The 20,819-nt window shown below is 69.2% G+C and carries 26 protein-coding genes and 1 pseudogene; 16 read left to right on the top strand and 11 right to left on the bottom strand.

What is annotated here, in order from left to right:
• Positions 1 to 2: 2 nt before the first annotated feature.
• The 4 genes from rpsR to rpmB are packed head-to-tail and all read right to left on the bottom strand — an operon-like array spanning position 3 to position 935.
• The gene (gene rpsR, locus HF999_RS03515; protein WP_168544535.1) at positions 3 to 230 is read right to left on the bottom strand and encodes a 30S ribosomal protein S18; all 228 of its coding nucleotides are present in this window, start codon (positions 228 to 230) and stop codon (positions 3 to 5) included.
• Positions 230 to 535: a 30S ribosomal protein S14 gene (gene rpsN, locus HF999_RS03510; RefSeq protein ID WP_168544534.1), complete on the bottom strand. Its 306-nt coding sequence runs from the start codon at positions 533 to 535 to the stop codon at positions 230 to 232. Before rpsN ends, rpsR begins: the two co-directional genes overlap by 1 nt.
• Positions 535 to 699: a 50S ribosomal protein L33 gene (gene rpmG / locus HF999_RS03505; RefSeq protein WP_168544533.1), complete on the bottom strand. Its 165-nt coding sequence runs from the start codon at positions 697 to 699 to the stop codon at positions 535 to 537. Before rpmG ends, rpsN begins: the two co-directional genes overlap by 1 nt.
• Positions 699 to 935: a 50S ribosomal protein L28 gene (gene rpmB / locus HF999_RS03500; RefSeq protein WP_168544532.1), complete on the bottom strand. Its 237-nt coding sequence runs from the start codon at positions 933 to 935 to the stop codon at positions 699 to 701. Before rpmB ends, rpmG begins: the two co-directional genes overlap by 1 nt.
• 55 nt (positions 936 to 990) lie before the next feature.
• On the opposite strand from rpmB, the gene mrf reads away from it, so the two are divergent.
• From mrf to HF999_RS03480, 4 genes are all read left to right on the top strand, one after another.
• Positions 991 to 2,202, top strand: a complete 1,212-nt coding sequence (gene mrf, locus HF999_RS03495) for a ribosome hibernation factor-recruiting GTPase MRF (protein ID WP_168544641.1) — start codon at positions 991 to 993, stop codon at positions 2,200 to 2,202.
• Entirely contained in the window at positions 2,199 to 2,462 is a 264-nt protein-coding gene (locus tag HF999_RS03490) for a type B 50S ribosomal protein L31 (protein WP_068574801.1), read from the top strand. The genes mrf and HF999_RS03490 overlap by 4 nt, the downstream gene beginning before the upstream one ends.
• A gap of 77 nt (positions 2,463 to 2,539) precedes the next feature.
• A complete protein-coding gene (gene rpmF, locus HF999_RS03485; protein WP_013127873.1) occupies positions 2,540 to 2,713 on the top strand; it encodes a 50S ribosomal protein L32 in 174 nt (57 codons plus the stop codon).
• 80 nt (positions 2,714 to 2,793) lie between these two features.
• Positions 2,794 to 3,447 carry a trimeric intracellular cation channel family protein gene (locus tag HF999_RS03480; protein ID WP_068574803.1) on the top strand — a complete coding sequence of 218 codons (654 nt, stop codon included), beginning with the start codon at positions 2,794 to 2,796 and terminating at the stop codon, positions 3,445 to 3,447.
• A gap of 41 nt (positions 3,448 to 3,488) precedes the next feature.
• Here the strand turns inward: HF999_RS03480 and HF999_RS03475 are convergent, their stop codons facing one another.
• Complete coding sequence (locus HF999_RS03475; protein WP_139058088.1) at positions 3,489 to 4,508, bottom strand: GGDEF domain-containing protein; 1,020 nt, start codon at positions 4,506 to 4,508, stop codon at positions 3,489 to 3,491.
• A gap of 42 nt (positions 4,509 to 4,550) precedes the next feature.
• Positions 4,551 to 5,612, bottom strand: coding sequence for a GGDEF domain-containing protein (locus HF999_RS22935; protein ID WP_156485796.1), 1,062 nt, complete (start codon positions 5,610 to 5,612; stop codon positions 4,551 to 4,553).
• 129 nt (positions 5,613 to 5,741) lie between these two features.
• Here HF999_RS22935 and HF999_RS03465 point away from each other — a divergent pair, with 129 nt between their 5' ends.
• The 7 genes from HF999_RS03465 to HF999_RS03435 all read left to right on the top strand — a co-directional run bounded on the left by HF999_RS03465 (position 5,742) and on the right by HF999_RS03435 (position 12,165).
• Positions 5,742 to 6,428 carry a response regulator transcription factor gene (locus HF999_RS03465; protein WP_068574809.1) on the top strand — a complete coding sequence of 229 codons (687 nt, stop codon included), beginning with the start codon at positions 5,742 to 5,744 and terminating at the stop codon, positions 6,426 to 6,428.
• Between the two features lie 91 nt (positions 6,429 to 6,519).
• A complete protein-coding gene (locus HF999_RS03460) occupies positions 6,520 to 7,965 on the top strand; it encodes a HAMP domain-containing sensor histidine kinase (protein WP_068747080.1) in 1,446 nt (481 codons plus the stop codon).
• A gap of 68 nt (positions 7,966 to 8,033) precedes the next feature.
• Complete coding sequence (locus tag HF999_RS03455) at positions 8,034 to 9,314, top strand: S1C family serine protease (RefSeq protein WP_068747079.1); 1,281 nt, start codon at positions 8,034 to 8,036, stop codon at positions 9,312 to 9,314.
• Positions 9,315 to 9,328: 14 nt separating this feature from the next.
• Positions 9,329 to 9,901 (top strand): MogA/MoaB family molybdenum cofactor biosynthesis protein, encoded by a 573-nt coding sequence (locus HF999_RS03450; protein WP_156485795.1) that lies wholly within the window; start codon positions 9,329 to 9,331, stop codon positions 9,899 to 9,901.
• The gene (locus HF999_RS03445; RefSeq protein WP_168544531.1) at positions 9,898 to 10,122 is read left to right on the top strand and encodes a hypothetical protein; all 225 of its coding nucleotides are present in this window, start codon (positions 9,898 to 9,900) and stop codon (positions 10,120 to 10,122) included. The genes HF999_RS03450 and HF999_RS03445 overlap by 4 nt, the downstream gene beginning before the upstream one ends.
• Positions 10,123 to 10,572: 450 nt before the next feature.
• A complete protein-coding gene (locus HF999_RS03440; RefSeq protein WP_168544530.1) occupies positions 10,573 to 11,256 on the top strand; it encodes an MspA family porin in 684 nt (227 codons plus the stop codon).
• A 66-nt stretch (positions 11,257 to 11,322) separates the two neighbouring features.
• Positions 11,323 to 12,165, top strand: a complete 843-nt coding sequence (locus HF999_RS03435) for an MspA family porin (RefSeq protein ID WP_168544529.1) — start codon at positions 11,323 to 11,325, stop codon at positions 12,163 to 12,165.
• A gap of 4 nt (positions 12,166 to 12,169) precedes the next feature.
• Here HF999_RS03435 and HF999_RS03430 read toward each other — a convergent pair whose 3' ends face one another.
• The 4 genes from HF999_RS03430 to HF999_RS03415 all read right to left on the bottom strand — a co-directional run bounded on the left by HF999_RS03430 (position 12,170) and on the right by HF999_RS03415 (position 16,207).
• The gene (locus HF999_RS03430) at positions 12,170 to 12,433 is read right to left on the bottom strand and encodes a hypothetical protein (RefSeq protein WP_168544528.1); all 264 of its coding nucleotides are present in this window, start codon (positions 12,431 to 12,433) and stop codon (positions 12,170 to 12,172) included.
• 176 nt (positions 12,434 to 12,609) lie between these two features.
• The gene (gene istB / locus HF999_RS03425) at positions 12,610 to 13,446 is read right to left on the bottom strand and encodes an IS21-like element helper ATPase IstB (protein WP_168544527.1); all 837 of its coding nucleotides are present in this window, start codon (positions 13,444 to 13,446) and stop codon (positions 12,610 to 12,612) included.
• Complete coding sequence (locus HF999_RS03420; protein WP_168544640.1) at positions 13,443 to 14,819, bottom strand: Mu transposase domain-containing protein; 1,377 nt, start codon at positions 14,817 to 14,819, stop codon at positions 13,443 to 13,445. Before HF999_RS03420 ends, istB begins: the two co-directional genes overlap by 4 nt.
• Before the next feature lie 140 nt (positions 14,820 to 14,959).
• Positions 14,960 to 16,207, bottom strand: coding sequence for an HNH endonuclease signature motif containing protein (locus tag HF999_RS03415; protein WP_168544526.1), 1,248 nt, complete (start codon positions 16,205 to 16,207; stop codon positions 14,960 to 14,962).
• 684 nt (positions 16,208 to 16,891) lie between these two features.
• On the opposite strand from HF999_RS03415, the pseudogene HF999_RS03410 reads away from it, so the two are divergent.
• The 3 genes and pseudogenes from HF999_RS03410 to HF999_RS03400 all read left to right on the top strand — a co-directional run bounded on the left by HF999_RS03410 (position 16,892) and on the right by HF999_RS03400 (position 18,688).
• Positions 16,892 to 18,059: pseudogene (locus HF999_RS03410) on the top strand (IS3 family transposase).
• 52 nt (positions 18,060 to 18,111) lie between these two features.
• Positions 18,112 to 18,357, top strand: coding sequence for a hypothetical protein (locus tag HF999_RS03405; protein WP_168544525.1), 246 nt, complete (start codon positions 18,112 to 18,114; stop codon positions 18,355 to 18,357).
• Positions 18,338 to 18,688, top strand: a complete 351-nt coding sequence (locus tag HF999_RS03400) for a hypothetical protein (protein WP_168544524.1) — start codon at positions 18,338 to 18,340, stop codon at positions 18,686 to 18,688. Before HF999_RS03405 ends, HF999_RS03400 begins: the two co-directional genes overlap by 20 nt.
• A gap of 72 nt (positions 18,689 to 18,760) precedes the next feature.
• Here HF999_RS03400 and mscL read toward each other — a convergent pair whose 3' ends face one another.
• Positions 18,761 to 19,204, bottom strand: a complete 444-nt coding sequence (mscL, locus tag HF999_RS03395; protein WP_068747068.1) for a large-conductance mechanosensitive channel protein MscL — start codon at positions 19,202 to 19,204, stop codon at positions 18,761 to 18,763.
• Positions 19,205 to 19,272: 68 nt separating this feature from the next.
• Between mscL and HF999_RS03390 the strand changes: the two genes are divergently transcribed.
• Together HF999_RS03390 and HF999_RS03385 are read left to right on the top strand one after the other, a co-directional pair.
• The gene (locus HF999_RS03390) at positions 19,273 to 19,797 is read left to right on the top strand and encodes a hypothetical protein (RefSeq protein WP_168544523.1); all 525 of its coding nucleotides are present in this window, start codon (positions 19,273 to 19,275) and stop codon (positions 19,795 to 19,797) included.
• Positions 19,797 to 20,795 (top strand): PrsW family intramembrane metalloprotease, encoded by a 999-nt coding sequence (locus HF999_RS03385; protein ID WP_068747066.1) that lies wholly within the window; start codon positions 19,797 to 19,799, stop codon positions 20,793 to 20,795. The genes HF999_RS03390 and HF999_RS03385 overlap by 1 nt, the downstream gene beginning before the upstream one ends.
• Positions 20,796 to 20,819 lie beyond the last annotated feature (24 nt).

The following is a 20,819-nucleotide window of genomic DNA, read 5'->3' as shown; positions in this document are numbered from 1 at the left end:
CGCTACCTCGTCGAGTAGGGAAGGAGCGCCATCTCCCGGGCGTTCTTCACCGCGAGGGCCAGCTGTTTCTGGTCCTGCGGCGAGAGCCGCGTCACGGCGCGGGAGCGCAGCTTGCCGCGGTCGTTGAGGAAGGTCCGCAGGTAGGTGACGTTCTTGTAGTCGAGGGCACCGTCGGGCACGCGCACGAGTCCGCGGCGCGCGGCGGGGGTGCGCACGGGCCTGCGCGCCATCACCAGCTCGACTTCCGGACGCCGGGCAGCTCACCGTCGTGCGCCATCTGCCGGACCCGGACGCGGGACAGGCCGAACTTGCGCAGGTGTCCGCGGGGCCGGCCGTCGGCGGCGTCGCGGTTGCGCACGCGCGTGGCCGAGCCGTCGCGGGGCAGCTTCGCGAGCGCGCTCACGGCCGCGGCGCGGTCGTCCGCCGGGGTCGACGGGTGCGCGATGACCCGCTTGAGCTCCGTGCGCCGCTCGGCCCAGCGTGCGACCAGAACCTTCCGCCGCTCGTTCTTGGCGATCTTCGCCTTCGTCGCCATCAGCGCTCCTCACGGAAGTCGACGTGCGCGCGGACGACCGGGTCGAACTTGCGCAGCACCATGCGGTCGGGGTCGTTGCGACGGTTCTTCCGGGTCACGTACGTGTACCCGGTGCCGGCGGTGGACTTGAGTTTGATGATCGGTCGGACCTCGTTGCGGGCCATTACAGCTTCTCCCCTCGGGACAGGATGTCGGTGACCACCGCGTCGATGCCGCGGCGATCGATGGTCTTGATGCCCTTCGTGGACACCCGGAGCGTGACCGAGCGCCCGAGCGAGGGCACGTAGTAGCGGCGGCGCTGGATGTTCGGGTTCCAGCGTCGGTTCGTGCGCACGTGACTGTGCGAGACCCGCTTGCCGAAGCCGGGGGCGCGGCCGGTCACCTGGCAGTGTGCGGACATTGCTCTCCTTCTTGCGAATGATTGTCGATAAGGTAACGTACTAGAAATGGGAATCATTTCCAACAGAACTCCGGTCCTGCTCCTCACCGGCTTCGGCGGGCAGGAGCGCGCCCTTGAGCTGGCCGAACCGGGCACCGTCGTCGTGCATCACGACCTGTCCGGGCTCCACGAGGGGATGGTGGTCCGGTCGGAGTCCACCGTCCGGCCCGACGGCACCGCCGAGGAGCGCGTCGCGTTGCTCGAGCTCGCTCACGGCTGTGTCTCGTGCACGCTGCGCGAGGACCTGCTGCCGCTGCTGCGGGCTTTGCACCGGCGGCAGGGCGTCCGGCGGATCGTGGTGCGGCTCGACCCCACCCTCGAGGCCGATGCGCTGCGGGACGCGATCGAGCACGTGGTCGTCGAGATGGTCGGCGGCGTCTCCGCGCCCGCGTCCCGCGATGTCGAGATCGTCGGAACGATCGGCTTCGTCGACGGTGCGACCTGGCTCGACGACGCCCTCGGTGAGGAGGACCTCGGCGAGCGGTTCGCCGTGCCGGGCGACGACGAGCGGACCGTCGCCCAGCTGGCCGTGGGCCACGCGCAGAACGCGGACCTGCTGGTGGTGACCGGCGACAGCCCCGACCCCGCCCGCCTGCGCGCCGTGCTGCGCCGCCTGGCGCCCGATGCGCCGATCGCCCGCGAGCAGGAGCCGCTGACCGGACTGCTCCCGCGCCTGGGGGTGCCGCGCGCCCCGATCGAGCCCTTCGGCCCGTTGTTGCCCGGCTGCCCGCCCCTGGAACCGGACGGCGACGTCCGCCTGATCGAATTCAGCGCCCGCCGGCCGCTGCACCCCGGCCGGTTCCACGAGGCCATCGACGTGCTGCTCGACGGGGTCGTTCACGCGCGGGGGCGGATGTGGCTCGCCACCCGTCCCGACGATGCCTTCTGGCTGGAGTCCGCCGGGGCGGGGCTGCGCGTCGGCGCGGCGGGCCCGTGGCTCGCCGCGGGCGGCCAGGGGAGTCCCGACCGCTGGGCGATGGCGTCCGCCGGCTGGGATGAGGCCTACGGGGACCGTCGGACCGACCTGGTGGTGCTGGTCGCCGGGGCCGACCCCGTGCGCGTCGCCGAGACGCTGCGCTGGGCCGAGCTGACCCCCGCCGAATTCGCCGCCGGGCCCGGCGAGTGGGCGCTCTGGCACGACCCGTTCGGCGCGATGCACGCCGACCCGTGCGAGGACCTGGCCCCCGACCCGGCGGCCGGGACACGAGAAGACGAGGAGATGTCATGAAGCAAGGAATCCACCCGGAGTACCGCCCCGTCGCGTTCCAGGACGCGTCGACGGGGAAGGTCTTCGTCACCCGGAGTACGGCGACGTCGGCGCGGACCGTCGAGGTCGAGGGGGAGACCTATCCGCTGATCGTCGTGGACGTCACCAGCGACTCGCACCCGCTGTGGACGGGCAAGCAGCGGCTGGTCGACACGGCCGGACGCGTGCAGAAGTTCGAGGAGAAGTACGCGCGTTTTGGCGGGCGGGCTGTTCGGCGGTAGACTTCTGTGCTTGTGACGTTGGAAGCCTTCCGGGCTCGCGTCGAGAGCTTTTTTCGTCAAGACCGATAGGAAGAATCATGGCTGTACCGAAGCGCCGTATGTCGCGGGCGAACACGCATGCTCGCCGCTCGCAGTGGAAGGCGAACAACCCCGAGCTGCAGGCCGTGCAGGTCGGCGGCCGCACCCACCTGGTTCCGCGTCGCCTCGTGCGCGCCGCGAAGCTGGGCCTGGTCGATCTCGACCGCCGCTAAGAACTGATCTTTCCCCAAGAGCGGGTCGGCCTGGTGCCGGCCCGCTCTTGAGGTGTATGCAAGCTCGTTAGGGGGGTTCCGTGCTGCTGGCGGTGCTGAACTACGCGGGCATCGCGGTGTTCGCGGCGTCCGGCGCGCTGATCGGCGTCCGCAAGCGGCTCGACCTGTTCGGCGTCTGGACGCTGGCCGCGCTCACCGGCGTGGGCGGCGGCGTGGCGCGCGACGTCCTGCTCGGCATCCACCCGCCCGCGTCCTTCCAGGGCTGGGAGAACCTCACCACGGCCACGATCGCGGCCGCCTTCGTCTTCGTCTTCCACCCGCAGTTCGGGCGGCTCAAGCTGTCGGTGGTCGTGCTCGACGCGATCGGCATGGGCGTGTTCTCCGCCGCCGGCGCGCTGACGGCCCTGCACCACGACGCGTCGCCCTTCGCCGCCGCGCTCATCGGCATCACCGCCGCGCTCGGTGGCGGCGTGCTGCGCGACATCCTCGTCAACGAGGTGCCGCTGCTCATCCAGGAGCGCGATCTCTACGCCATCCCCGCGCTCACCGGCGCCGGCGCGACGGTGCTCGCCTCGTACTGGGGCGCCACCGACGCGCGGTCGCTCGTGGTCGGCGCCGTGCTGGCCACGGGTTTCCGGCTCCTCGCCCTGTGGCAGGGGTGGAGCGTGCCCCTCGCGCCGGAGAACGTCGCGCACCGCTTCTACCGCGGGTGCCGCCGGATGCTCCGGCGCTGACGGTCCGGTGTCTCCGGGCCGCCGGGTGGCGCGGCTCCCGCTCAGGCGGTCCGACGGTCCGCCGCCCGCTTGGCCCGGTACATGGCGGCGTCGGCGGAGGCGAGGAGCGCGTCGAGGCCGGCGGCGCCGTCGGCGATCCCGTGGGCGAGGCCCAGACTCGCGCGGACGGGCACCCCGTCGAACGTGCCGCGGATACCGGCCTCGAGGTCGGGGAGACGGCCGGCGACCACGGCGAACTCGTCGCCGCCGAGGCGGGCGACCAGGGCACTGGGCCCGGCCGCGGCACGCAGTCCACGAGCGACGTGGCGCAGGACCTCGTCGCCCGCGGGGTGGCCGTGGGTGTCGTTGAGCCGCTTGAACCCGTCCAGGTCGAGGACGGCCACCGTCATGGCCCCCGACCAGCCGCGGCACGCGTGACCGAGGCCCCGGCGGTTGAGCAGTCCCGTGAGATCGTCGAGCCGCGCGAGATGCTCTGCACGTTCGGCGGTGAGCCCGAACCGGCGGATGCCGCCGTCGATGACGAGTGCGGTGGCGGCGTTGATGACGACAACGGTGACCGAGCCCGCCGCGAGCAGCGGGATCGACGAGTCGTGGTGGATCAGGGCCATCGCGATAACCACGCCGAGGCCGACGACACCGATCGCACTCTGCAGCGCCATCGCGACCCGCCCGTGGAACCCGTAGGCGTAGCCGCTCACCGCGACGAGCCAGGTGAGTTTGAGGAACCCGACCTCCGAGTCGGTCACGACGAAGAGGCCGACGATGATCACGACGTCGCAGTACGCGAGGAAACCGAGCGACTGGGCGTATCGCATCCGCGGCGTCCGATGCAGGAACCAGGCCCAGCCGACGGCGGGCACGGCCAGCGCGACACACAGCGCCGGGATCGTCGACCGGCCGCTGAGTGCTAGCAGGATCGCGGTGACGGCGATTCCGGCGACGCAGAGCGCCGCGAGGTTCACCGCTACGCGATGCAGCCCCACCCGTCTCAGGACGTCGTACTTGTCGGCGTGGACGCTCGCGCCGCTGTCGAACACGGCTCGGATCCCGGCGCTGGACATGGTGGCCACGCTAGCGCAAAGCTTCAGGATTGAAGAATCTGTTCACGAGGCGATCCAGCGTCCACCTGCGTGTTTCGCGGCGTACATCGCGGCGTCGGCGGCGGCGAGGAGCCGCTCGAGGGCGGCGGCGCTGTCGGCGACGCCGTGTGCCACGCCGACACTTGCGTGGACCGGGGTGCCGTCGGCGGGGTCGAACAGCCGCTCGCCGAGGTCGGTGGGCACGTGGTCGGTGACGACCGCGAATTCGTCGCCGCCGAGGCGGGCGACGAGGGCATTGGCACCGCAGATCGTCTGGAGCCGACGCGCGGCCAGGAGCAGTACTTCGTCGCCGGTGGCGTGGCCGTGCGCGTCGTTGATCCGCTTGAAGTGGTCGAGGTCGATCATCGCGACGGCGACGGTGCCGGGTCGGTTGCCCGCCACGGCGGTGAGCCCGCGCCGATTGAGGAGTCCGGTCAGTTCGTCGAGCCGCGACAGGCGCTCCGAGGTCAGGGCGAACCGGCCGAGCCGCTCCTTGCCCGCGAAGGTCAGGAAGGACAGTTGCGCGGCGCAGGCGACGGTGCCGAGGCTGATCGCGAGGACCACGGGGCGGACGTCGTCGAACCGGGCGGCGGCGGTCGCGGTGATGATCATGCACAGGACGATCACGACGTACTGGATCGCGACGGCGACGCGGCCGTGCCAGGTGTAGGCGAAGCACACCGTCGCGAGCATCCAGATGGTCTCCAGCAGCGCGACGAGGGTCGACGGCGCTGCGTGCAGCGCGATGAGAAGGCCGGCGTTGCTGAACGCGATGTAAGCGAGCGATCCGTGATAGGTCAGCGGGCGACCGGTCGCGAACCGCGCGCCCCAGAGGAACCCCAGCGCGGAGGCGAACAGGCTCGGGATCGCGGCGGGGGACCAGTCGTCGATCGCGAGCAGCGCCACGCCGCCCCATCCGGCGAAGGAACACAGGGCGGAGAGCAATGCCGCTGGGCGTTCCATGCCGAGGGTGCAGATCAGCGCCAGGTTCTCGGCGTGGACCCGCGCGCCGTCGCGATGGATGCGCAGCAGCGCACCGACGGGCACGCCGGCGCGGCGACGGGCGAATCCAGGGGCTACGGACACGATTCGAGTGTATGTCGGTGCATCGGCCGTGCACCAAATTGTCGAAGCCGTTGTCCAGAATTACCGGAGCCGCACATCACTGCCGCCTCTTCAGCGAATTCCTAGCCGCGTTGGGTAAGACTGGTAACCATGCGAATTCTGGTGGTCGACGACGACCGCGCGGTGCGGGAGTCCCTGCGGCGCTCACTGACCTTCAACGGGTACCAGGTGGACACGGCCGTGGACGGCCAGGACGCCCTCGATCACATCGCGGGCAACCGCCCCGATGCGGTGGTGCTCGACTTGAACATGCCCCGGCTCGACGGCCTCGAGGTGTGCCGTCGCCTGCGCAGCGCCGGCGACGACCTGCCGATCCTCGTGCTCACCGCGCGTGACGCGGTGAGCGACCGGGTCAGCGGGCTGGACGCGGGCGCCGACGACTACCTGCCCAAGCCCTTCGCGCTCGAGGAACTCCTCGCCCGCATGCGGGCGCTGCTGCGCCGCGCCACGCCGGACGCGGGCGCGGACAACGAGGTGTTCGCGTTCGAGGACCTGAGCCTCGACCCGGCGACCCGCGAGGTCTCCCGCGGCGAGCGCTCCATCAGCCTCACGCGGACGGAGTTCAGCCTGCTCGAGATGCTCATGGGCAACCCGCGCCGGGTGCTGACCCGCAGCCGGATCCTCGAGGAGGTGTGGGGTTACGACTTCCCGACCTCGGGCAACGCGCTGGAGGTGTACGTCGGGTACCTGCGCCGCAAGACCGAGGCCGATGGCGAGAGCCGGCTGATCCACACCGTGCGGGGCGTCGGGTACGTCCTGCGCGAGACCCCGCCGTGACGCCTGGGGGCGCGCCGTGACGGGGCGCATCCCGACGGTGTCCGGACCCCTGCCCCGGCACGCCCGGCCGGAGGTCCGGGACAAGCGCCCCATGCGCGACCCGAACCCGGTCACCCGCAACGTCAGCTTCCGCTGGCGGGTGACGCTGCTGGCCGCGGTGGTCGTGGGTATCACCGTCGCACTCATGGCGGCGTCGGCGTTCTTCGTGGTCAAACGGGCCATGTACGCGGACGTCGACAACCGGCTGCACCAGCAGGTGGACTCGGTGGCGCCGGCGATGAGCTCGCCGGTCACGCAGTTCACCACCGTGATGATGATGCTCATGTTCCGTCCGGACATGTCCGTCAACCGCACGATGGTCGTCTATCCCGACGGGACGCCGTACCACTCCGGGCCGTCCGGGCAGGTCCCGATCGGCGACGACGAGCGCGCCGTGATCTCGGGCAAGCTCGAGCAGTCGCTGCGCTCGGTGGGCGACACCCGCGTCATGGCCCGGCGGCTGGACAACGGCGTGACGATCATCGTCGCCGAGGACCTGACACCCACGAAGAACCTGCTCAGCGAGCTGGGGACGGTGCTCATCGTGGTCGGCGCGTGCGGCGTGATCCTCGCGGCGATCGCCGGCACCGCGGTCGCCCGCGGCGGGCTCAGGCCGGTCCAGCGGCTCACCGAGGCCGCGGAGCGCGTCGCCCGCACCGACGACCTGACGCCGATCCCCGTGACGGGCCGCGACGAGCTGGCGCGGCTGAGCATCAGCTTCAACACGATGCTGCAGGCCCTCGCCGAGTCGCGCGACCGGCAGGCCCGCCTCGTCGCCGACGCCGGTCACGAGCTGCGCACGCCCCTGACCAGCCTGCGCACCAACGTCGAGCTGCTCATCGCCACGCGCCGCCCCGGCGCTCCGCCGATCCCGGAGGAGGATCTGCAGGAGCTCTCCGACGACGTGCTCGCGCAGGTCGAGGAGCTGACCACGCTGGTCGGCGACCTCGTCGACCTGGCGCGGGAGGACGCCCCCGAGGCCGTCAACGAGGAGATCGACCTCGAGGAGGTCCTCGCGAAGGCGGTCGAGCGGGTGGAACGCCGCCGCCCGACGGTGCGCTTCGAGGTCTCCAGCGCGCCCTGGTTCGTGTACGGCGACAACGGCGGGCTCGGTCGCGCCGTGGTCAACGTGCTCGACAACGCCGCGAAATTCTCGCCCGACGGTGCCGTGGTGCGCGTCGAGCTGTCCGAGATCGGCGTGGACCGGGCGGCGCTCACCGTCGCCGACAGCGGTCCCGGCATCCCGGAGGAGGACCGCGAGCTGGTCTTCGAGCGGTTCTACCGGTCGATGGCGAGCCGTTCGATGCCCGGCTCGGGCTTGGGCCTGGCGATCGTCAAGCAGGTGATCGAGCGGCACGGCGGCAGCGTCTCGGTCGGTTCGGCCGACGGTGGCGGTGCCCTGGTCCGGTTCGAGATCCCCGGCAGCCCGGTGGCGGGCGGACGGGCCCCGCAGATCGTGCATCGGGAACCCCGCATGCGGCTGCTGCGGGGTAAGTGACAATCTGCTCACAGCGACCTCACAGACGACGACTGCAGTCTTGGCGTGAGACACGAAGGAGGGGCTCCATGACCGAGGGTCCGCAGAATCCCTATCAGCAGGGGCAGCAGCCGGGACAGCCCGCGCAGCAGCCGGGCCAGGCCGGGCAGTACCGGCCCACCCAGCAGTACTCGAACCCGTACGCGGCCGGACAGGGCGGCGCACCGTCGGGCTACCCGGCGCCGGGCGGGGTGCAGACGGTGCCCCCGGCCCCGTCGGGCCCGCCCAGGGGTGGGCCGAAGCTGGGCGCGCTCGTGGCGCTGGGCGTGGCGATCGCGCTGGTCGCGTCGCTGCTGTCGGTGACCGGGGCGTACCTGGTGTGGGGCAAGGACTCCTCGAGCACGACGACGACCGTGTCCGGGGGAGCGGCGCCGCCGGTCGTCAAGGGGTCGGTGCAGGAGGTGGCGCAGAACGTGCTGCCCGCCGTCGTGTCGATCGACAATCAGGCCGGGTCCTCGGAATCCTCGGGCTCGGGCGTGGTGATCACCGCGGACGGCAAGATCGTCACGAACAACCACGTGATCGCGGGTAACGGCAAGCTCACCGTGTCCTTCTCGGACGGCACCGTGAGCAATGCGGCCGTGGTCGGCGCGGATCCGGTGACCGACCTCGCGGTGATCCAGACGGACAAGCGCGGCCTCAAGCCCCTGGCCTTCGCGGACAGCGGCAAGCTGACCGTGGGCCAGGAGGTCGTGGCCGTGGGCGCGCCGCTGGGGCTCGCGGGCACGGTGACCAGCGGCATCGTCTCGGCTCTCAATCGTCCGGTGGCCACCAGCGGCCGCGACTCGGATCAGGCCACCGTCGTCAATTCGGTGCAGACGGACGCGGCGATCAACCCCGGCAACTCCGGTGGTGCGCTCGTGGACATGGCGGGGCAGCTCGTCGGCATCAACTCGTCGATCGCGACGCTCGGATCGTCCCGGTCCACGGGGCAGCAGAGCGGCAGCATCGGTCTGGGCTTCGCGATCCCGGCGAACCTGGTGCAGCGGATCAGCAAGGAGCTGATGGACTCGGGGAAGGCCTCGCACGCCGCGGTGGGCGTGACGGTGGATCCGCGGCAGACCTCGGTCACCCGGCCCGGCGCCCTGGTCGCGGAGGTGTCGGCGACGGGGGCCTTCGGTCGCGCGGGCATCCCCAAGGGTGCGTTGGTGACGAAGATCGACGACGTGCAGATCACCGACGGCTACGGATTGATCGGGGCCGTGCGCTCGTACCCGCCGGGGGCTACCGTGACGATCACGTACCTCGACAGCCCGAGCAGTACGAGTCCGGTGTCCAAGCAGGTGACGCTCGATAAGTTGGACAAATGATGCGAGGAGTGGACATGACCGCAGCGGATTGGCCGGAGGACGAGGTGCTCGACGTGCCCGTTCTGGACGAAGCGGCGCTCGACGGGGCCGGGGTGATCGGCCGCGCGCTCGTGGTGGTCGTCGACGACCACGTGCAGCCGGGCGTCCCGAACGCCGGAAAGTCGGTCGGTTCGCTGGTGACCGAGCTGCTCGAGGAGGCCGGTTTCGAGGTCGACGCCGTGGTCGTGGTCCCCGCCGAGGAGGTGGACGTGCGCAACGCGCTCAACACCGCGGTGATCGGCGGCGTGGACCTGGCGGTGACGATCGGCGGCGTGGGCGTGGGCGCCCGCGACGTGACGCCGGAGGCCACCGAGGACATCCTCGACAAGAAGCTGCCGGGCATCTGTGAGGCGCTCCGCTCGTCGGGTCTTGCTGCCGGCGCCACCGACGCGGGGCTCTCGCGCGGTCTGGCCGGCGTGTCCGGCAGCACCGTGGTGGTGAACCTCGCGAGCTCGCGCGCCGCGATCCGTGACGGCATGGCCACGCTCACCCCGCTGGCCACCCACGTGATCCGGCACATCGCCGGTGGGGACGACCAGGCCCGGTGACCGAGGGCGCCGACAGCCGGTCCGGCGAGAGCGGGCCCCGGAAGTACTCCGCGCGCGACATCGCGCGGATCTTCGGGGACGTTCTGCCCGCACAGACCAAGGACGACATGTCCGACGATGCCGCATCCCGCTCGGGTGCGGCATCGCCCGTTTCCCAGTCCGACGGTGACCCGACCGAGCGGTGGTACCGCGAGAACCGTCCGCCGCACCACGGGGGCTGACCCGCCCGACCGCTTCGCGCTCCGAACCACGTAAGGTTTTGCATTAGCGCTGGTAGTGTGACTAAGGACACAGGCTTCAGATTTACGTTCAGGTTACAGGTCTGGGTTGCCTGAGTGAACTCTCAGAGTGTGCAATGACGCCTGAATTGCGGGTCGGGCCAGGTTACCGGTGAGTATGTCCTAAGAAGTCCTGGTCCAGACGACGTTCGGCAATCGCTATTTGAAATTACAAGTTTCGAAAGTCGGGATTCATAAAGGTTCAAACCGTTGCGACGTCGCGAAACCTGAGGATATGCTGCGCGGGAACCGAAGGTCGACGAAGATCTCCGGGGAAACGACAGTGGTCACGTGCTGAGACGACGCACGGGATTCGGTAGGCGGCTGGGTGAGCTGCTACGCCGGCGCTCCTGATCGGAGCGTCACTCCACAGATTCCTGGTGAGGGGAACGAATGAGCAAGATGAGCAAGGTCGCTACGCGCGCAGGCGTCGTCGCGGTCGCGGTGGCAGCTGCCGCCTCGGTCGCTGCCGGCTCCGCCAACGCCGGCCCGCTGCCGAGCGGTCAGAAGACCGTTCCGGCGCCCGATGGCTGGAGCGTCGTCCTGAAGTCGACGGGTAACTCCTTCGCCATTCAGGGCTCGCTGGCGACCCCGCAGTCGCGGAGCGCCTGGTACACGTCGAACGGCTCGGTCACGGTCAAGGCCCCGGCTGATGCAAAGGATATTCAGGGCAAGCTCGGCGTCGGCGTCATCGTCGGCTGCCAATTCCCGGGTCAGATCGGTGGCGAGGTCACTGTGACCGGACCCGGCGCGAGCGTTGGGGTGCCGCTGTATCCGGCCGGCGGCTCGCCGACCGCCGGGGCCTCGTTGGGTGGCGTTGGTGCGGGGCTGAATATTCCATTGACGCCCGGCGCGACTTCGAGTGTCACGGGCTACTCGCGAGGCGACCAGCCGGGCGCCACCGATTCGATCAAGTTCACCAAGGCCGGCACCTACAACGTGTCGATCAAGGACCAGAACGTCGACATCAAGTTCTGCTCGGGCTACGCGCAGGCGCGTGTTGTGACCTGGGTCGAGATCAAGGGCAGCAACCGCATCCAGGGCTTCCTGTACGGCGCGCCGTTCTCGCTGGGCTGATCCGGATCCGACCGACCTGACTCTCTTGTCCGCCCCGCGGGGCGGCGATTCCCCGAAGGAAGATTCATGAAGAACATCGCGATCCGCGGCGCCGCCGTGGCCGCAGTCGCCGGCGTGGCGCTCGGTACCCTGGCTACGGGTACCGCCAACGCCGACACCTTCATTCCGCTGCCCAACGGCAGCACGAGCAGCAAGATCGGCGACGCCCTCAGGAACATCATCGCCGCAGCGGCGCTCGCCGCTGCGGGAACGATCACCGTCGGACTGCTCGCGCCCGTGGCGCCCGCCGGCGCTGACACCGTCATCCCGCTCCGAGACGCGACGCAGTCCGTCAAGGCCGGCGCGGGGACCATCACTGTCTCGGTCAAGGGGCAGCGCGCGCGGCTCTCACCGGGTATGGTCGCGCTCCCGACCACCCGTAATGCGTGGGTCTCGGGGGCGGTCAGCGTCAAGGTGTCCGGTGACGCCGATGGCGGTTCGATCGAGGCGGGATTTCTCGTCGGGTGCCAGATCGATGTGGGGGAGGCGAGCCTCGATCTCGGAGCCGGGGCTTCGTCGGGGGCGACGTTCAACGACCCCGATGCCGGGACCGGAATCAAGCCGTCCGTCTCAGGCACCACGGGTGGGTCGATCAAGCTCGCCGCGGGATCCGTCGGGACGCAGTCGCTGACCTATGACCGCGCCACCTGGCCCAAGCCCGGCGACGAGATCGATCCCGATTGGTCGGCGCCGTCGACCAGTTTCGACTTCACCGGGTCCGGCGGCAGCTTCACCTACAGCGACCAGACCATCGGCGTCGACGGCTGCGCCGGATACGCCCAGGCGCGTATGTACGTGATCGTGCGGGCGCAGGTGGGCAACAGCAAGGGGCGCGTCATTCTGTGGGGTGATCGTTTCACCCTCGGGTGATCGGCTACGCAGCGGCCACCGGAGGCTCCGGCGACTGGCTCTGCCAGTCGACCTCCGCGTCGTGTTCCGCCAACATTGCCTCGAGGAGCGGCGGACCGTGCGGCCCGTCGAGGACGGCGGCGATGTCGTCGTAGACGGTGCCGATGAAGTCCTCGTACTGCACGCGCAGTTCCTCACTGCGCCACAGTGATCGGAGTTGCGCGCGCCGCCGCTGCCAGCGTTCGATGGCCTGGCGGTGGAGCTCGTCGACGTGGTGCGTGTGGTTCACCCGGACCGCACCGGTGGGGTCGGCTTTGCGACGCCAGCCGGTGCGGCCGGCGTGTTCGCCGTGCGGAACGGTGATCGTCTCCCACCCGCCGGGGTAGTCGCTGGTGCTGGGCTGATCAGGCTCATCGAAAGTCCCCAGTGATGCTCATTGAGATTCCTCACCTGGGTGCGGTCGGATTATAGCGGTCGGCGGCTGGGTGCGGTTGCTGTGCGGTGGGTTTCGTTGCGGGCGTGGTGGTCTCGTAGTCGGTAGCTGTCGCCGTCGAGTTTGAGGACGACGGAGCGGTGTAGGAGCCTGTCGAGCATGGCCGCGGCGACGGTGGTGTCGCCGAGGACTTCGCCCCATTCGGAGACCGATCGGTTGGTGGTGATGACGATCGATGTTTTCAGATACCGTTGCGCGACAACCTGAAACAACGCTGATGCGGCTTCGGCGGGCAAGGGGAGGTAGCCGAGTTCGTCGATGACGAGCAGCGTCGGGCCAGCGAAGAACCGCATGGTCGTCGACCAGCGGCCTTCGATCGCCGCTTTGTGGCAGCGGGCGGCCAGGTCGGCGGCGGTGGTGACGTAGGTGCGGTATCCGGCGTGCACTGCGGCATGCGCGAGCCCGACCGCGAGGTGGGTTTTCCCGGTGCCGGGTGGTCCGACGAGCATCACGTTCGTCGCGGATTCGAGGTAGGCACAGGTCCCGAGCTCGCGGATCAGGGCTTGGTCGAGGCCGGGGGCGGCATCGAAGTCGAAATCAGCGAGGGTCGCACCGGTCGGCAGGCACGCGAATCGCATCCGGCCGGCCAGTCGGCGGGCTTCGGTGGCGTCGACTTCGACTTTGAGTAGATGTTCCAATGTTGCTGTCATGGTCCACTTCTCGGCGGTCGCGGTCTCCAACACGCTGGGGAGTGCCGCGGCGGCGGCGTCGAGCTTGAGGACCGCGAGGTGCCCTCGTAGCTGCTGATACAACGACGCCGCAGAGCCCCTGCTGCCGGCGCTGCTGGTGCGGTTGCTGGTGGTGGTCATCCGAGGGTGTTCCTGTTCTGTGCGGCCGCCTCATAGGCGGCGAGATCGATCACGACGGCATCATCGGATGCGGCTATCGGTTGAGCGGTTGGTCGACTGGGGGTGTGGGAGTTGTTCTCGCGCAGGCATTGCGCCGCTGCCCGGGAGCGTTCACCGGGTGGGATCCGCTCCTTGTTGCGGTGCGGCCGCCCATCGCCGGAATTGGCTGCTGCTGCCATCGCCGCTGCGTTGAGCGCGGTCACATGCACCGTGTCACGGACCTGCGCCCCGGTGCCCGGGGCGGCGAGGCGGTGCCGGGCGATGACGATCCCCGAAACGGTGGCGATGTCGATATGACTGTCGCCGAGCCGTTCGGTGACGGTGACCTCTCCCATCGCGAGCTCCGGCGGCACCGAGTACTGGTTGCCCCGCCACGCCACCAGGGCCTGCCGTGAGACCTTCCTCGGCTCCGACAGGACCGCGGGATACGGCGCCGCAGGAGGCCGGCGTAGGGGTTCGCTGGCGGCGACGGTCAGCACCGAGCTGCGGCCGTCTTTGGTGGCGCGCATCCGGGTATCGACGCGGACTCGGCAGTGCTCATCCAGGGACGCTTGGGCCTGCTCCACGGTCAGCTCGTCGGGCAGGGTCCGCCACCAGCGTTGCGCGATGCTCCGGTTCTCGCCCTCCACAACGCCTTTGCGGTGCCCCGAACGTGGTGGACAGATCTTGACCGAGACACCGTAATACTTGGCGACCGCAGCGAATTCGGCCTTCAGCTCCCCGCTGGAGGGGTGGCAGACCGTGGCCATCCGGTCGAACCGCCAGTTGCGGGTCACCCCACCGAGCCGGCGGGTGATCCGGTCCAGGCCGACGATCACCTGCGGGCGTGTCGTATTCGGGGCGAGGTAACCTCGCCACCGCCCTGAACACGACAACGTTCCAACCAACAGGTGCGCGGTCTTGCCCCACCCCCACGCCGCTGGCGGATCGGGTAGATCCAACCAATCCCATTGCGTCTCTTCGCCTGGCGGGTGCTCGATCACCGCGTTCGGACGGTTCACCGCGGTCGTGCACTGCGGGCACACCGGGCGCAGGCCACGGTCCCGGATCTGCCGGGTCAGCGACGAATACGACTGCTTGAACCGCATCTCGACGAGTTCGTCGAACAGGGTCTGCGCCCACAGATGCGGGTCCTCGAGCAAGCGGCTGGTGACGTACTCGGCGAACGGCTCGAACGGGTCCTCGTCCCGGTGGCGGACACCCGGCTCGGTGACCCCGTTGAGATAGTTGCGGACGGTCTTACGGTCCCGTCCCAGATGACGGGCGATCGCTGAGATCGTCCACCCCTGCTTGCGCAGAGCATGTGCTTCCACGGTCTCTCCTTGTGTGAGCATGAACGAGCGGGGCCTCCCTCGAAGGGCTGGTGCGTGGTCAGAGACCACCAGCATCACGGGGAGGCCCCGCCCATTACTTGGCGGGTGCACACAAGTGGGGAGATTCAGTTAGCAGAACTGGGGAGAATCAACGAGCGCAGTCAGGGCGTGACCTTCCCGTGGTGCTTGTCGCACGCGAGGGTCAGCATGGTGATGTCCGTGGCGCCGCCGTCGGCCCACTCCGTGATGTGGTGCACCTGGCACCGCGTGGCCGGGGCGTCGCAACCGGGTGCGGTGCAACCCTTCTCACTGCCGTACAGCGCGATCCGCTGATCCGGGGTGGCCAGCCGCTTCTCCCGGCCGAGGAACAGCGGCCGGTTCGCGAGGTCCAGCACCAGCACGTACTTCGGGTTGGTGCCCATCATGCGCAGCGCGTCCTCGACGGGCATGCGTCCGCCCGTCGCGGTGGTGGCGAACCCGGCCTCGGACTCGAGCTGATCGATCCCCAGCGTGATGACCGGGACGCACGGCACACCACGGTGCTGCCCCAGCGCACCGGAGGAAACGAAGCCCCGGAGTGCCGCGAGCAGCGCGTCGTGATTGCGCTGCCCCTGCGTGCGGGTGTCGCGCTGGGCCGCCTCCGCGATCGCGTCCTGGTCCGCCGGGTCGACGGGGTTCTCCGCATCAGCGGGGTTGTTCACGCCCGGCCGGGCGAGCTTCTCGAAGACCACGTCCATCAGCGCGCGGCACTCGGGGGAGAGCGCACCGTCGAGGTCGGACATCAGATCGTCAGCCTGCTTGCCCAGGTTCACCTCGCGCTTGCGCGCGATGTTCTCTGGGCTGGGCTCGGCACCGTCGGGATCGATGAGCTCGTAGGCGCGCTGCCCGATCTTGGCGAGCTCCTCCGGCCGGACACTGAGCGCCGCGGTCACGAGCACGTCCTCGAGGAGATCGAGCTTCTCCGGAGTGGCCTCGGGCGCCTTGGCGACCTTGTCGATCCACTGCTCGATCGCGGCGGCGTGCCGCTCGGAGACGAGGCCCTCCCGCTGCGCTGCGGAGAGCTCGGGCAGCCGGGGCCCCGGCGCCTCGCCCCGGGTATTACGCGGCGCGCGAGACCTGGCGCCCTTCATCCGGTCTCGTGCCTCCGTGCCCGCGAGCCGCAGCTGATCGACCAGCATCTCCTTGATCCCCGTGTAGCCCAACTGCCCGGGGATGCCCTGCTCGACGCACACCTGCGCGAGGAGATGTTGGCCGTGCGGCACCTTCCGCGCCGCCTTCTCGAGCCGGGGGAGCGCATCCAGGATCTCTTCCGAGGAGAGCATCACGGGGCTCGCCGCAGCGAGCTGCTCAGCTGCATTTTCGAACGAGGCGAGCGCGGCCAGATACTCCGCTGCTGTGCTGGTAGTCATGTCTATCACCTCCTCGGGCTGCTACCACAAGTCTACTCCGATATTCGTGTCATATCGACATAATCGAACAAAAAACCTAGTAACGTGAGAGTGCAGCGGCGCTATCGGCGTCGCCTTCGTGTCACCTGAATCGCTGTGTGCGATGCCCTGCCGTCGGGTGCCTGCGTGGTGGGAACCGAACCCCGTGCTGGTGCGTCCAACTGATGAGAGTCTCTCGGAGAACCACACACCAGTCGTGGTGCCCGCGAGCTGGGGGCGCGGCGAGAGGAGGCGTCTGGGATGTGGTCTCGGGTGGGTGTCGCACTGCGTGTGCTGCGGTTCCCGGCGCCGAACGGGCTGCTGGCGCGAGGCGCGCGACTGCTCGCTCTCGTGTGGTGGGTTCTGAGAGGTCATCGTGACCGTCTGCGATCGTTCTCGATTCAAGATCAGCTCGCTGCGGCGACGCGAAAGGTGCGCTCGCGCAAACGGGCGCAGCGGTTGTTGTGGAGCGTTGTCGCTGCGGCGATTGTGGCGGCTGCGGCTGGTCCAGGACTGCGTCTGTGTCGTGATCGCTGGCCCCAGGGGACCTCCGAAGTGCTGCACAGTGCCTGGACCCTGGTCACATCGCCGGGATTCGGGACTGCTGCACCAGTAGGTGACATCTGATCTGTGGTGCTGTCAGGGTGCCACTGGAAGGATGTCAACATGCCTAAGCCCTATCCCCGCGAGTTCCGCGACGATGTCGTCGGTGCGGCTCGTCGCCGCGAAGGCGGTGTGACGATCAAGCAGATTGCCGCCGATTTCGGTGTCAGCGAGACATGCCTGCAGAACTGGCTGCGTGCCGCCGATGTCGAGGAGGGGAACCGACCCGGTGTCACCGCTTCGGAATCCGCTGAGCTTCGCGAGCTGCGGAAGCGGAATCGCCTGTTGGAGCAGGAGAACGAAGTTCTTCGTCGCGCTGCCGCGTATCTGTCGCAGGCGAACCTGCCGGGAAAATGATGTACCCGCTCGTGAAGGAGCTCGCCGCTGACGGGATCGCCGTCACGGTGACGTGCCGGGTTCTCAAGCTCGCCAGGGCGCCCTACTACCGTTGGCTGAAGGAGGCGGTCACCACCGCTGATCGGATCGCGGCGGAGCGGGCGAACGCGCTGTTCGATGCGCATCGCGAGGATCCGGAGTTCGGCTACCGGTTCCTCGCCGACGAAGCCGAAGCCGCTGGTCAGACGATGAGCAGCCGGACGGCGTGGCGGATCTGCTGCGCCAACGGCTGGTGGTCGACCTTCGGAAAGAAACGCGGCCGCAGCGGCACGAAGCCGGGCCCGCCGGTGCACGACGACCTGGTCGAACGCGACTTCACCGCCGACAATCCGAACGAGTTGTGGCTCACTGATATCACCGAGCACTGGACCGATGAGGGCAAGCTTTACCTCTGCGCGATCAAGGACGTGTGCTCGGGGCGGATCGTCGGCTACAGCATCGATTCACGCATGCAATCCCGCCTGGCGGTGAACGCTCTGAACAATGCTGTTGCCCGTCGACCTGGTCCCGTCGCCGGGTGTATTGTTCACTCGGACAGGGGTTCTCAGTTTCGGTCGCGCAAGTTCGTGGCAGCGTTGAACCAGCACGGCCTTGTCGGGTCGATGGGCCGCGTGGGCGCTGCCGGCGATAACGCCGCGATGGAATCGTTCTTCGCGCTGCTCCAGCGCAACGTCCTCGACCGGCACCGCTCTGGGCCACCCGCGAGCAGCTGCGGATCGCGATCGTCACGTGGATCGAACGGACCTACCACCGACGCCGTCGGCAAGCCCGCCTCGGCCGATTGACCCCGATCGAATACGAGACCATCATCAACACAGCCGCCCCGGCGGCATAACACCGTAACTGTCACCTCTCGGTGCAGCAGTCCCTTCGGAGCGGTCGGCGCCGTGATCGCGGCTCTCGTGGCATTCATGGGGGCGTTGCGGAGTCAGGCGCGGTCCGCCAGCAAGGATCGATGGTGGGCGACCTTCGAGTGGGTGATGAAGAACCGCGTGAACAAGAAGGGAACGGATTCTGAGATCGCGGCGGAATGGCTCGCGTTCCTGAAAGGGACCGCGACCAGCCCTGATGAGAGCGCTATCATCAACGTACTGATCGAGGAGGCGCTAAGGCGTGGACCACACGAGAGCTGAGAAGGACATCCGGGTCGTCGCGCCGGCGGGCAAGGGGCGGTACCGCGTGGTGAACGCGAAGGTCATCCGGTCGACGCCGCTCGCCGGGCACCGTTATCGGCTTCATCTGTCGAACGGGAAGGACGTGGTCGCTACGCGGTCGCCGGGCGGCCGGTACGTGCTCGTCAAGAAGCCGGCACTCAAGTCCTCTGCCAAGACCTCGCTCCGCATCCCGGCCACGTCCGCGGTTACCGAACCCGGAGAGCGCCCCTTGTCCGCGGCGACCCGCGACAAGCTCGTCGCGATCCTCGAGATGGACAACACCGGGCTCTCGCGCCGCGGCGTGCGGTAGCGGCGCACCGTCGAACCCGGAAACGAGAGCCGGCCTCCCCGGGTGGGGAGGCCGGCTCTCGTGGTGCGTGCGTCAGCGCTGGGTGGGGAACTGTCCTGTGGGCGGCAGGGCCGAGTGCGCGCCGCCCTGCGACGGCGCGGCCTGCGCGGCCAGCAGGTCGCGGATCTCGACGAGGACGTCCACCTCGTCCTCCGCCGCCTTCTCCGGCGCCAGCCGCGCCTTCATCTTCTCGTACGGCATGATCAGAATGAAGTAGACGACGGCCGCGACCAGCACGAAGTTGATGATCTGCGTGAGCACCGCGCCCAGGTCGACGGTGGTGGCGGCGACACCGGTCTTGATCTCCCACGCCAGCCCCTGCACGTCCTTGCCGCCGCCGATGGAGGCGATGAGCGGCTTGACGACGTGATCGGTGAACGCGGTGACGATCGCAGTGAACGCCGCACCGATGACCACGGCGACCGCGAGGTCGAGCACGTTGCCCTTGAGGAGGAAATCCTTGAAGCCCTTGAGCATGTTTGTCGTCCTTCGGAAAGTTGTTACGGATGCGACGCGTGGTGCAGTGTCGCAATTATGCTAACCGTATGAACCGAATCCGCGCAGTCGACGCGGGCGTTTCGGCGGGTGTGATTCTCGTCGTCGGCGGGCTCGCCGCCGGGTGGTACGGCGTGGACCGCGCCGTGCCCACACCGCGCACGCCCGTCGCCGACCACACCTATCGCGTCGGGAACGCCTCTGCGGGAGTGGACTTCCGCGCACCGTCGGGCTGGGACAAGGTGCCGTCCGGCCGGGCCGATGTTATGCGTTTCGTGCACCCCAGCGGCAGCTCGCTGTCCGTGCGCCTCACGACCGGCATGACCGACTTCGACACTGCCGCACCGCGCCGCCTGCGCGAGTTCGAGGCGGGCGGCGTCGACGCGCACTTCACCGGCGACATCCGCGGCCCGCAGTTCGCGGGTCGCAGCTGCGCCGCGTCGGGTGGCGGCCGGTCGGGGGAGTGCGCCGTCGTGGGCCACTCGGACCTGTTGGTCACGGTGCTCACGCTGCGCGGGCCCGACGGTGCCGCTCCCGACCTGACCGCGCTCGTCCAGACCCTGCGGGAGGACTGATGCGCGCGCAGCTCACGACCATCAGCTTCTGGGTGTTCCTGGCGGGTTCGGCGTTCGGCGCGTTCGTGCTCGTGCGCGACATGGTGCCCCGCATCGCGGAGGCGGGCGGCGCGGTCGCGGTCGCGCTGCCGATCATCCTGCTGGCCGCCGCGCTGATCGCCGTGATCATCTGGGCGCTGGACCGCTCGCACGCCCAGCTGCGCACGGTGTGGGCCCTCGCCTTCGCGTGGGGCGCGATCGGCGCCTGCGGGCTCGCCCTGCAGATCAACGGGTTCGCCTCCGACGCCGTCAACGACGTGCTCGACGATCCCGGCTCCACGACCTGGGGTGCGGCCCTCATCGGACCGCTGGACGAGGAGACCATCAAGGGCGCCGGCGTCGCGCTGCTGCTGGTGATGTTCCGCGACCGCCTGCGCAGGCCGCTTCAGATCTTCGCGGTCGGCGCGTTCGCGGGTCTGGGCTTCCAAGTGGTCGAGAACCTCTCGTACGCAGTGACCTTCGCGGTCCGTGATGCCCAGTCCGACACCGTGGGCGCGCTCACGGTGACGCTCATGCGCGCGCTCTTCGGCTTCCAATCGCACTGGGTGTACACGGGGTTCTTCGCGCTCGGCCTGGCGTTGCTGCGGATCCGGCCGGCGCTCGCGGCGATCCCGATCGTGCTCGCCTACTTCATGCACTTCTGGTGGAACGCGCCGAGCGGCGAGAACCCCATGGTGGTGCTTCTGCTCATCGTGCTCAAGTGCGCGGTGACGCTCTCGCTCCTCGGCGGCGCGTGGACCTGGATGATCTACGAGCAGCGCCGGTGGCTGCAGCGCGCCATCCGCATGCCGGAGGCCGCGAAGCTCGCGCCGCCCGCCGAACTGGCCACGCTGCCCACCCGCGCGCTGCGCCGCAACGGCGAGGACTACCTGCGCTTCTATTACGGCCCCGCCGTCGCCGAGGTGGCGCGCAAGCGCCAGAAGTGGCTGATCCGCGAGCTCACCTACCGGGTCGGCTGAGCGCCGCCATCCGGAACCCGTTGC

This window comes from Tsukamurella spumae (assembly GCF_012396015.1).
Taxonomy (GTDB): Bacteria; Actinomycetota; Actinomycetes; order Mycobacteriales; family Mycobacteriaceae; genus Tsukamurella; species Tsukamurella spumae.
Note: the sequence above shows the minus strand (reverse complement) of the source record. Positions and strands in the feature narration are given on the sequence as shown.